Source organism: Acinetobacter sp. Tr-809 (genome assembly GCF_011753255.1).
GTDB lineage: Bacteria > Pseudomonadota > Gammaproteobacteria > Pseudomonadales > Moraxellaceae > Acinetobacter.
On sequence record NZ_VWVZ01000002.1, the window covers coordinates 281,473 to 294,247 of the forward strand.

Below are 12,775 nucleotides of genomic sequence, written 5' to 3' on the forward strand. Positions count from 1 at the left end.
CTCAATCTATCCATTAGCTTTATAATTGTATACCTAGTGGGGTTGAAGAGGTGTTGAGTTTTAGCGATAGAGATTAGTTAAATTAACAGACAAGTATTACCTCCTATTCTTATGGCTGTAGAGAATTGGGATACTTGGAGTAAAGTAAAATAAGAAGAATTCTAGACTGAAAGAAAGCACTTAATTGTAAAGCTTCAAAGTAGAAAAGAGAGGTTTTAGAAATTATTGATAAATTTTCTACGTTCATAAGAGATAAAGGTAAAGTGGGAAGAGATTAAATTAATATATAATGTTAATTAATGAAAAATATATTATGGTTGGAAGGCGTAGTGGTCATTGAGGTTGTGTTTATTAATTTGTTGTTGATCATATATCTTTTTATTAAGCTAAAGGTAATACTTTTTTATTTTTAAATCTCCTTTAAATTGAAGAATTAATTTTTATTTTTTACCTAAGTGAGGGGTAAAGATGTAGATTTTTAATATTATAGATGGAATATGGTTTTAATCTATTATTGATTAATTTTAATTTATATATTTTGCTTATTGTTTAGTTAACTTAACTTATCTTTTTTAAAAAAAATTTTAATCTATTAATAGTTGTTTGTTTTTAAAAAATGCAATAAAATTAATAACATAAAATAATATTATTAAATGAAACTTAAATATCAAGGGGTTGAAATGTCATTAAAAGTTTGGCAGAAAATGCTATTGGGAGCAGGGGTGGTTGTAGGGGTTAGTCAAAATTCCTCTGCAACAGAGCAACAAGGAGTAAATTGGTTAAAAACCTCAAGTAACTCTATAATGGCAACTCCATTACAAGCTGTATATGAAAAAGAGATTACTTTAGGTTTATATGGTCAAGAAAATAATAATATTAATATTGATGAGTTATTAAATGATGAGCAAAGTACAGAGGCTTTAGTTAAAGCTGTTATTTTATTGAAAATTCAACAAAAAGCCACTGATCAGATTGTTAATAAAATCTTAAGTTATCAAAATAAAGATGGTGGTTTTGGACATTTAGTAGATTGGCAAAGCAATGCTTTAGATACAGCATGGGTATTACTTGCACTTAAGCAAGTTAATTTCTCAGATAACACAAAAATATCAAAAGCTATTGAATATTTGGTGAGTCAGCAAAGAGCAACAGGCGCATTTCAAGTTGTTTCATTAGATGAGTTTTATGTTTCAGCTTATGCTTTGACAGCTTTAACTGAATATTTAAAAGCGTATCCTCAATATAATGCGATTGCTTTGAAAACGGTTAATTACTTGGAATCTAAACAACTTAGTGCAGGTAAGTGGACTGAAAATGTAGATCAACTTTTTATTGATGCTTTATTGAATGAGGCTTTACATCCTTATCGCGGGATTGATAGTCCAGCGCGTGATGCTTTTAAAACCAAAGCATTGGGTACACAAGCACAAGATGGCAGTTGGAATCAAGATGCTTATACGACTTCAATTATTCTACGTTCTTTAAAAACACAATCTAAGCCTCCTGTTAATCCAGTTACGTCTACAATTAGTTTTAGCGTGATTGATGCGGAAACTAAAGCGAATATTTCTGGGGTAACGATCACTAGTTCACAGGATAGTGCATCTACTTTAACTGTTCAAAGTAAAGAAGATGGCACTGCTATTTTCACGGATGTTAAGGCTGGTGACTACAGATTTACAGTGAATAAAGAGGGCTTTGGTTCACTCACTTTCCAGGTAACATTAAGACAAGGTGAAAGTTTAAACCTTGGTCAAATTGAATTAACCAGAAAAGCAAATGTCACAAGTGCTTTAGTTCAGGGGCGAGTCACAGACAAAACAACAGGACAGCCAGTGATAGGTGCTGAAGTTAAGTTAGTTAGTGGGACAAATACATTGTCGGCTATAACTAATACAGATGGACGTTACCAGATTACTTTGACACAACCCGCGGCATTTACGATCAATGTAGTGTCAAAGGGTTATATGGCGAGTGGAGGTTCAGGTACAGCGACAGCCGGGAGTACTTTTGACTTTTCTCCTCAATTAATCACTGAAGAAAAAGTCTCAACTAAGTTTATTGGTAAAGTTGTTGATAAAAACGGAAACCCATTAAGTAATGTCGCGATATTTTTAGATGGAAAGCATGTCGGTAACTCAGGAAGTGATGGTAACTATATCATTAATAATTATGAGGTTCCTAAAGGTGCACTAGATGATTATCTAGAAAATATTAAGCCATCAGGCTCTGTAATTAGTAAAACTTTAACTTTAACTGTCAATTATCCTGGTTATGCAGCATCAGAAAGAATGTTGACCTTAAAACAGGATCAAGTTAATGATTTGGGTATAACCATGATGTATCCAAAAGATCCTAACAATCCAGATAAATTACCTGATGAACTAACACCTGTTTTTTTTGATGTCGTAGTAAGGGATATAGAAACTGGTCAAACATTATCGGGATATTATGTCTATGTTGATAGACTAAATGATGCTGGTGAAACAATCAGTAGTGCTTCTAGTTATGCAACTACCTCTACAACAAATTGGCAAACTACAGCAGGTTTGCGAAAGGTATATGCGGTAAAAGGAAATTATCATGATTCGGAATCAGTAATATCAGAATTTAAAGTTGGGGAAAATAAGAAAACTATAGAAATCGCACTTAGAAAGCTTGGAACTGGTGAGGTCAAGTTTAGTATATTAAACTCAGAAAGTAAGCAACCTATTTATAATGCACAAATTATTGCTGAACAATTAGATTTAAAGGGAAATGTTATAAAAACCTTAAAGTCAAATATGGGAGGGGATAAGTTTTCTGATGATTATGAGTTAATGGAAGGTACTTGGCGGTTTAAAGTCCTACATCCAAGTTTTGAAGACAGTCAAAGTTATACAGTAAAAATTGAAAAAGGAAAGCCACAAACACTGAGTGTTGCTCTAAGTTTTAAGCCGTATACAGTTAAAGGAATTATTGTTGATTCTCAAACTAATAAGCCTATTAGTGGTGCAAATATTATAATTTATAGACAGGATAATAACCAGCAACTTTCAACGCTAAAATCTGATGCTGCAGGGAATTTTAAACTTGATCAGGTGAGAGTTCCTAATCTAAAGATTCTTATTCAGTCCACGCCACATTTGGCCTCTGTGCTTAATATTGATAAACAATATATCACTGATACGGAAGCTAATTTAGGAGAGATTCGTTTACGTCCGTTATCAGCGGATATTAGTATGCCTGATCTTAAAGTAGTGATGACAGATACATCTAGTTTAAGCACTGATCAACAGAGCTTACAAACTACAGGTGTTCTAAAGGCAAAAATTGGTAATGTAGGTAATAAAGCATTTACTAAAACTCAGGATGTCGAGATTCTTGCTTTTGCCGATACAAATAATAATCGAATTTTTGATGAAGGCGAGATTATTCTTGGTAAAACCAAGCTACCAAAAGGGTTGGATGTACAGGAAGAAATAGAAGTTAGTTTACAAATTGAAGGGAAATCTTTATTTAGAGATGCCCCAATTGGTGTGTGGGTAGACAGTACTAAGCAAGTTGCTGAACGGGATGAGAATAATAATATTCGTTTGACCAGTGATGCCGTGGAAATTAAACCTCAACAAGGGACATTAGAAGCAGAGATTGTATGGAAACATTCAGCCTCAACTGATTCTAGTCCAACAGTTGCGCCATTAGATGATACTAATGGAGATGGAATGATTGGAAAAGGAGATATTGCGACTATTGTATACAGGTCTGGGGGGCAATATCGTGCAATTGATGGGAAAACTGGAGCATTAAAGTTTACTTTGGCAGGATCTGGTGCTCAGGAAGTAGCTGCAATTGCAGATTTAGACAAAGACGGAATCCCTGAAATTGTTGTAAAAAATAGTAATAGTTTGCTGATATATAATAATAAAGGACAAATTAAGAAGCAATTTACAAATCCTAGCTTTAGTTTAAATGCAAGTGGATGGTCATCTGATGCTTATCATCCAAATATTGCAGACTTAGATGGGGATGGTATTCCTGAAATATTAATAAATAATAAAATTTTTAATTATGAGCAGGGTTTACTTGTAAATAATTTAACTTCAGGTCAAACACAAGCTGTCGCAGATATTAATGGTGATGGTTATCCTGAAATTATAGGTTTAGAGGGGGTAAGTGATCGTCAAGGAAATCTGTTATATAGATTTAAAACTAAGGCTGGCACACAGCTTATGCTTAAATTTTTAGCTGTGGGTGATGTTCTAGGTAGCTCAAAACCTCAAATTATTGCTGTGTATGGTAGTTTAGTCTATATTTTCGATGCGCAAACTGGTATTGAAATTGCCTCTTATAATGCTCCAAGTAGCGCCGGTGGGTCGCCTGTTATTGCTGATTTTGATGGGGATGGTATTGCCGATATTGGACTTGCTAGAACCTATAATTATGTTGCACTTCGGGGGGATGGAAGTGTCATTTGGTCTACACCTATTAGCGATGGTTCTGGTGGAACTGGCTCAACCGTTTTTGATTTTGACAATGATGGTAAACTAGAAGCGGTTCATTTTGATGAGCAAAATATTCGTGTATATGATGCTGCTACTGGAGTTGAGCGGATTAAAATACCGAATAGTACTGCCACTGCACATGAATATCCTGTTGTTGTGGATGCTGATGCTGATGGCCATGCAGATATTATTCTAGGGTCTAGTGGCCACGGTATCCGTATGATTTCAGGCAAGAATCGAGATTGGGCAAACACTCGTAATATCTGGAACCAGTATAGCTATCATGTAACCAATATCAATGATGACCTTACTGTCCCTAAAAAAGAAGTAAATAGCTGGGAAGCACACAATACCTATCGTGCCAATCTTTTACTTAACCAAAATGCTACAGCAGCAGCCGACCCAACCGCTTCTTATATCCGAGTGAATGACCTAGGTGGATTGAATAAAGCAGAATTTACCGTACGTATTGGTAATGCTGGTGGTAAACGGATTGCCAAAGACTTACCAGTTAGCTTCTATCGCCTGACAGCTCAACAAGTTACCAATGGAGAAAAAGGTACGCTACTAGGAACTATTCTCACAACTAAAGCACTCAATGCGGGTGAATATGAAGATGTAACTTATAGTTATACAGGCAATTTGGCAGGCTTTGGTGAGATTATTATTGTAGCCAATGATGTTGGTCAAAGTACGGCAACGAAGATTCAGGAATACACTGAAGCCAATAATACTGCTCGTTTAAGTGTTACAGGTGGCTATGAATCATTGGGATTAACAGCAAGCTTAGACAAGGCCGCTTATCAAGCTAGTGAGAATGTACAAATTACTGCCAATGTGAGTAATTTAGGAAGTTTTGCTAGTGGTGCAACAGTACGACACAGCATTTATGACAGTGCTAATAATTTAGTTGCAACTTTACCAAGTTATGAGATCAGTCTAGCGGCAGCTCATCAAACCAATGATAGCCATACCCAGGCTTTACCATGGTCATTGGTTGGTATTTATAGTGGGCAATATCGAGTTCAGACGGATCTTATTAAACAAGGTAGTGTGATTGCGACAGCCAATAATACGCTAACTGTACAAAGTTCAGCAGCGGCGAATGGCTTAACAGATACACGAATCCGTACTGATAAACAGCAATATCCAGTGAACGGTCTAGTTGCCCTTGAGATGCAACTGCAAAATACTTCAAACAATGATCTCGGTGGAGAGGCCACTGTATTAACTGAGGTTCTCGATAGTGTTGGACAAGTGATCTTTAGCCAAACGGCTAGCTACCCACAACTTGCTGCCAATGCCTTAAAACAAGAACAATATCCATTACAACTTTCCAATGCGAAAGCTGGCAACTATATAGTTCGTACAACGACGACATCTGGACAACAAAGCTATACGCGCCAAACAAGTTTTAACGTGCTCAGTTCGACTCAAACTGGTTTAGGGTTGGTCGGTGCGCTAAGTGCAACACCAAATGAAGTACCTATAGGAGATAGTGTATTACTGAATCTGCAAGTTCAGAACACAGGTAGTGAGGTTTGGTCGAATTTGCCGTTGAATATTCGTCTATTTAAAAATGATGATGTTGATGCTATAGCAACATTGAGTACCACAGCAAGTCAACTTGCACAGGCGCAAAGCTACCAACAAAGCCTAAGCTGGAAAACGCTGGGACAAAATGGTGATCGTATCACCGCAGCGTTGACCTACATTGCAGGTTCGGGGCAGGAAAAACCGCTTGCTCAAGCCAGTTTTAAATTGACTCAAGTGCCTGTAGAGGTGGAGTTGCCCGATTATAAACAGGTGAATAATCAGTTGTTGGTCTACTATAGCTGTGAAGCTGGATGGCACAAATCTGTTCTGAATTGGGCATTTGGTAAGTTTGATTACGCTTGTTTTAGTGAACGAGGAAATACACTCAATCGCTATCTGAACGAAATTAAATTAGAAACGGGTCTGAATTATAAAATTACCTATAGTCCGAATGAGTTTAAGAAACTCATGCGTAGTGGACGTTATAACAACTACTGGGTTTTAGGTGCAGTTGAGAAATTCCAGATCAGTACCAACGATGAACTGCGTGAGCTGAGCTTTAATGGCGAGTCTGTTTTATTCGATAAAGGGATCTTGGACTGGACTAACTATGAATTATTAAATCTGACGGATATACGCTATCGTGGACATCTGCTGCTTTCGAAAGGAGAGATGAAAGCCCATGAGCCAGTATATGAAAATAATTTCCCAGTGCTAACACCAATAGGTGACACATTAGCATGGTATCTAGGTTCAAGAGCCAAAGTTACAGCAGATTATGATGGTCGCTACTGTGCAGGGTTTGACAAAGACTGGATTACGTCTATAGAAACGATTGTCGATTTGAAGTTCTATATCTGCAATAGCCAAGCGAAATATCCAGCGATAGTGACGGCTAACTATGGTGATAGTAAACCATTAGCCTTGTCATTTGATTTACTCAGAAGCTTGATCATGGATGGTTCAATATCGCCAGCTAAACAGCAAGCTTGGAAGAATTTACTTAAACAAAGCCTCAGCTATCAACAAGTTGATGCAAGCAAACGTCTAAGTTATGCACCGAAAGAACCTGTATATCTAAGCGCTAAACTGAACAGTAACCAAAATGCGCAAACTACAATTGTTGTGCAGTTACCAGCAGGAGCTCAGTGGTTAGGTGCAGGTACAGTCACGAATAATCAGGTGAAGTTTACCGTTTCCCTTCATGCTGCTACGACAGAGAATCTCACATTACCGATTGTATTACCGAGCACTTCTGGAACACATGCAATTAAGGTGAATGTCTATAACGGTACAGATACAAGTGTAACTGCCTTGAATAGTAAGGAATACCGTTTCCTTGTGCGTGGGGCGAATGAACGTTATGCATTACTTGATCAGCAGATCGGAAAATGGCGTGTAGGTTTAGGTGACTTGGTACAAGTGACAGCGATTAAGACCTTACTGGGTGCAGCAAAACTCAATAGTACCTTGGGATTGCATGATTTAGCGATTGCAAGTTATGCCGAGGCAGGCGGAGCAATGGGTCGCTTAAACAACATTGATGCCACGGCTGCGAGAAAAGAGCTGGATGAACTGATTCGTACCTTGCAAATCCAGTGGTATCAAAACAATCAATAACATTTAAAGGGGATAGAGTGGTATGAGGCTATACCCATATCACTCTTGCATAAATTAAAAAGAAAGAAGTTTTAAAACTTGGTGAAATAATGAAATTTAGTAAAACATTGAAACGCTGTATAGCGGGGACAATTGTGCTTTGTCATGCAGGGCTGTTATCTGTACCAGCGATGGCGGCGATCGAACAGGAAGCCTTTGGCCGGGTTAAACCAGGGACTGAGGGTTCAGTCAGCCAATCTGATTTAGAACAGATGCAAGAGTTGGTTAAGAAAATGCAAATGCGTTTGACGGACTTGCGTCCGTCAGCAAAAACGACTGCCTCACAATTGCAAAAGTTAAATCAACAGCAAGAGACTTTAAGGGCAGCAACAGCTAAGCAAATCCTAGAATTACGTAGCAATATTGCTCAAGAAACAGCGAGAGCCGTGGCCGGTATTCGTCAAGAAGCACAACAATTTAAGGTCAAAAAAGTCTCTAGTACGATTATTGCCCGTCAAGAACAAACGGCAAAATTGATCGAACAACGCCAAGCGATGATGGAGGGTTTATTTGATCAGTTGGCAACTGCGAAAGATACAACGAGTCGAAATGCTGCGCTAGATAAAATCTCTAATCAGATGACTCAGTGGGAACCAAAGAAATTACAGCGTAATTTTAAAGAATTACCTTGGGGGCGACCTGATAGTAAAGTACCCGCACCAGTAACTGCACAAGACTTTAAGAAGCTTGCGCCAGCACTGGAACATTATCAGGTTAAGAATGACAAAATAACCATTAACCCTAAATATAAGCCTGTGGTAGATGCTTCAACCTTAAGCCCAGATCAATTATGGCAACAGGCAATTCCAACAGTCTTTACCAGTACTAGTGTTGGGCAGTGGCAGAAAATCGCCTTTAATGGAATGACCCTCAATGACCAGAATAAATGGCCTGTGTTGGCTTCCCTACCTGTAGCAACACAGACAGAAGATCTCATAGCCAATGAAGATGTTCAGATTACTCAGGAAATCAAGGACCTTGCAGCCCAACTGAATCATAACCCAGCCAAAATTTATAAATGGGTATATGACAATATTGAATTTATACCGACTTATGGTTCGATTCAGGGTTCAGCTTATACATTAGAAACTAAACGAGGCAATGCGACAGATATAAGTAGTTTATTGATAGCGTTACTGCGTGCTTCTGGAATTCCTGCTCGTTATGTATCGGGAACGATTGATGTACCTGCCGAGGTTGCCAAAGACTGGGTCGGTGGAGTAAATAACCTAGGTGCTGCTGCTAATCTAATTGGTCAGGGTGGTGTACCGAGTGTGATTATGACCAGTGGTGGCAAGGAAACCCATTTACGCATGGAACATATGTGGGTAGAAGCCAAACTGGACTTTATCCCGAGTAAAGGAGCTGTGCAGACCAGTGGACAAAACAACCCGAATATCGAAGATAGTTGGGTACCACTGGATGCCAGCTATAAACGTTATGAACGAACCAATGGTATGGATCTAACTAAGGCTGTTCCATTTGATGTTGACGATTTCCTAAACAAAGCTCAACAAGGTGCTACAGTTGATGAGGCCAATGGCAGTGTACAAAACCTAAATGCAGCCAATATTGAAACAGCGACTAAAGCTTATCAAAGTAAAGTCGAAGCCTACTTAAAACAACAACATCCAACAGCGACAGTTGGTGATGTATTAGGCACGAGTAAGATCAAGACTTATAAAAGTAAGATGTTAAGTCCTGTACTGCCGTATGAGGTAGTTGCAGTAGTACGTGATTATCACACCTTACCCGATACCATGCGTCATTACTTTCATCTGAATGTGTATGATGCAACTGATCCTTATGCATCTGCAATGGGAAGTTATGCCGTGCAGTTTAAGATTCCAAGCACCCAGTTACGTGGCAAGTCATTGGCTTTATCATTCCGTCCGACTAGTGAAAGCGATGCACAAGCCATTGCCAATGGGCTACCAAAACCTGATGCTGGTGGTAACATTGACCCTAGCAAATTACCAAAATCTTTATCCAGTTCAATTAGAGTCACAGGAGAAATCACGCTTGATGGGCAAGTGTTAAAGACCTTGCCAAGTTATGCTTTAGGCACAGAAATTCAGGCACAAATGGGCTTTAGGAGTCCAAACAACAACTGGAGTTTACCAAACAAACAGTTTAGCGCTGGTGAATATCATGCGATTGGTTATAACATGCAGGGGATTGGTAAGCCACAAATAGAGCGACTTAAAACTAAAATAGAAGGAGCAAGAAGCAAAATACAAAGTAAGGATGAAGAAAAGATTAAAAATTTAACAGGTCATGATGTTACGGGGGCAATGCTTCAAGCAGTAGTACAAAGTTACTATAATATTAATGACATCCAAAATAGTATCCATGGGTTAAAATCCGGAGTAATTAATAATCCATTTATGAGTTTTGGTACATTTTCTACAAATTTACAAGGAGTATATAGCTGGGGTGTTTTAAGAGCAGTTAATTTTTCTGGCATGGTGATGGATATTGATCGTATTGGATCAAATATTGTTGATATAAATAACGATAAAAATAACTTAATGGATTTTATTCAAGAGCAGGGGTTGCGTCAAAGTTTTAATGAAAATAAGTTGCCTGAGCAATTTTTTAATAATACAGGTAGTTTGCAAAAAAATGTAGATGGGGTTAGTGCAACTAAAGTTTTGAAGTTAGCCAATGAGCAAGGACAGAAAATTTATCAAATAGAGCAAAGTAATATTAATATTATTCTTCCACAACTTGATCATAATAGTCAGGTCATTAATGATATTCGTAATGCTGTAGCTTCAGGTAAGATAGTTACTACGAGCCAAACTCAAGTAAATTTTAATGGGTGGAGTGGAAGCGGTTATATCATTACTGATCCGAATAATGGAAGTGGAGCATACATGATTAGTGGTGGGTTAAATGGAGGTGCTTTGTTGCCATTGTTATCTGGAGCTTTCGCTGGAATTGCAGCCGCTGCAATTTTTGGAATGGTTATTCCTATATTTATATCTGCAGGTATGGTATTAGCACTATTAGCTTTTTTTATAGGTATTATAATATTGACTGCTGTTATTTTATACAATTTAAGTGTGTTTAATGATGAGCAAGAGTCATGCTTTTGGCAGTCTTTTGGACTGTCACAAGCTATAGCTAGTTTATTGTTACCTACTTCGGATAAAACAGGAGGTAGATATGGAGTCATGCTTCAAAAATTAGTAGAAAGAATAGCAGCTGTTATAGGGATAACTACGGCAGCAACAATCCCTAATGACACATTACCAGCTTGTATAAAGAAAATATAACTTAAATAGGATCTCAGAGTGTTTTAACTAGACACTCTGAGAAATGGTAATTATATGAGATTTACAGAATATTTTTTAAGAGCAATTACTATTTTTTCTATAATTTTATGGAGTATGAGTGGTAATATTTTATTTTTCTATATAGCATTTTTTATTTTAGTTTTAGATATTATTTTGATAATTCTAAAATTTTTAAGAAAATGATGGTCAGGTTGTCAATGATATCCGTAATGCAGTAGCTGTAGGCAAAGTAGTGACTGTAAGTGAAAATAGTGTTAGTTTTAATGAGGGAGTGGTTATATAATTTGTTGCTATTTTTTTTGATTTTATGCTTTTTTTAATGGAGTGGGGTTAATAATTTTTAATCTATTTTTTTTGAGTTTTTTATTTGCTCGATTTTTTGGAGACTTAATTTTTGTTGTAATTTGAATGAATGTTTTTGATTTTGATGATTTTGTGATTGAGATGTTACTTAATTTTGTAGTGTAGGATGATTTTTATTAAATTAAAATTTAATATGAATCAGTGTAGGTGTTGGTTTTTAGTCTGAGTTATAGTTGTTGTTATTTTTAAATTTTTGTAATCATTAGTTTGATATGTTTCTCTTAATTTTGAATTTATAATACTTCCTTTAGCATTAGTTTTAATGCCCATAATTTGTTTTTGCTCATCATAAATATAAACAAAATCTTGATGAGTCAGTGGATCTTTATACAACTGACGTATGTAACGTTTACAAGGATAAGTCTGTCCATCACATAAAAGTTGTTTAATGTCTTTAGGCAAAATTTGATGATCTTTATAATAATATTCTAATGCTTTGACGTATAATTGAGTAGTATGGATAAAATCTTGTTCTTTCAATCGTTTTGATTGAGTCGATGTAATTTCAATATAGCTGCTCAATAAAATCCCATAAATCAGAATAAACCATAAGAAAAAAATATAGGTCATGCCTGTTTGGGCTTTACCAAGTCTGGTAATTGCTACCATCGATGGATACTCCCTTAGCATTGCTTTTTATGTCATATACAACTTGTTCACCATCCATGTTGATATAGATGGGCTGCCAATTCATTTTTTTTGTAATTGGATCAAGAGGAATATGTCTCAGGTATTTTTCTGCAACAAGCTCATCTAAAGTTTTAGGGTAACGGCCTTTATCAGAATAAAAACGATCAATTGAAATTCGAATCGTTGCTAAGTCACTTTTAAGCGCAGATTCTTCTGCTTTGTCTAAACTTTTAATATATCTGGGTAAAACCACGCTGAGTAGTGATGCTATAATAACCATTACTACTAAAAGTTCAACTAAGGTAAAACCCCGTCGGATTTTAAACTTACCATGTATCATAACGAGTCCCATCCAAAGCGGTTTTTTTACTTTTGGAGCGAATGTCATAGACATCGTCTCCAGCTTCAGGTGCATCAGCAGAGCTGGCATAACTTCTTAATGCCCATGACTCTGCTCCATTGGTTTTGTCAGATACAAATGGATCAGTAGGAATATGTCTTAAAAAAAAGATTTTACGCCCTTTAATATCTTTTAAATCAGGTACACCTTCTACTAAATCAGTTAAAGTTTTGGGATAACCTGAACTATCTGCAGGCATATAAATTCGCCCCTCATCAACCGCTTGTTTATAATTATCTAAGGCTGTACGTATTTGTATTAGTGCATCTTTTAGTTCACGTTCTTGGCGACGTTTTTGATCCAGTTGAATCAGTGGAAAAGCCATAGACGCAATAATAGAAATAAGGGTAAGCGTTACTAACACTTCAACTAAAGTAAAGCCTCGTATCCTCGTTAACATG

The 12,775-nt window shown here is 36.9% G+C and carries 5 protein-coding genes; 2 read left to right on the top strand and 3 right to left on the bottom strand.

What is annotated here, in order from left to right:
- Positions 1-680 precede the first annotated feature (680 nt).
- Positions 681-7,640, top strand: a complete 6,960-nt coding sequence (locus F3J02_RS05470; protein ID WP_167248054.1) for a carboxypeptidase regulatory-like domain-containing protein — start codon at positions 681-683, stop codon at positions 7,638-7,640.
- A gap of 89 nt (positions 7,641-7,729) precedes the next feature.
- Entirely contained in the window at positions 7,730-10,960 is a 3,231-nt protein-coding gene (locus tag F3J02_RS05475; RefSeq protein ID WP_167248055.1) for a transglutaminase-like domain-containing protein, read from the top strand.
- Positions 10,961-11,482: 522 nt separating this feature from the next.
- Here the strand turns inward: F3J02_RS05475 and F3J02_RS05480 are convergent.
- The 3 genes from F3J02_RS05480 to F3J02_RS05490 are packed head-to-tail and all read right to left on the bottom strand — an operon-like array spanning position 11,483 to position 12,774.
- Complete coding sequence (locus tag F3J02_RS05480) at positions 11,483-11,953, bottom strand: hypothetical protein (protein ID WP_167248056.1); 471 nt, start codon at positions 11,951-11,953, stop codon at positions 11,483-11,485.
- Positions 11,928-12,362 carry a type II secretion system protein gene (locus F3J02_RS05485; RefSeq protein WP_228284325.1) on the bottom strand — a complete coding sequence of 145 codons (435 nt, stop codon included), beginning with the start codon at positions 12,360-12,362 and terminating at the stop codon, positions 11,928-11,930. Before F3J02_RS05485 ends, F3J02_RS05480 begins: the two co-directional genes overlap by 26 nt.
- Complete coding sequence (locus F3J02_RS05490; protein ID WP_167248057.1) at positions 12,301-12,774, bottom strand: type II secretion system protein; 474 nt, start codon at positions 12,772-12,774, stop codon at positions 12,301-12,303. Before F3J02_RS05490 ends, F3J02_RS05485 begins: the two co-directional genes overlap by 62 nt.
- Between the last annotated feature and the right edge of the window lies 1 nt (position 12,775).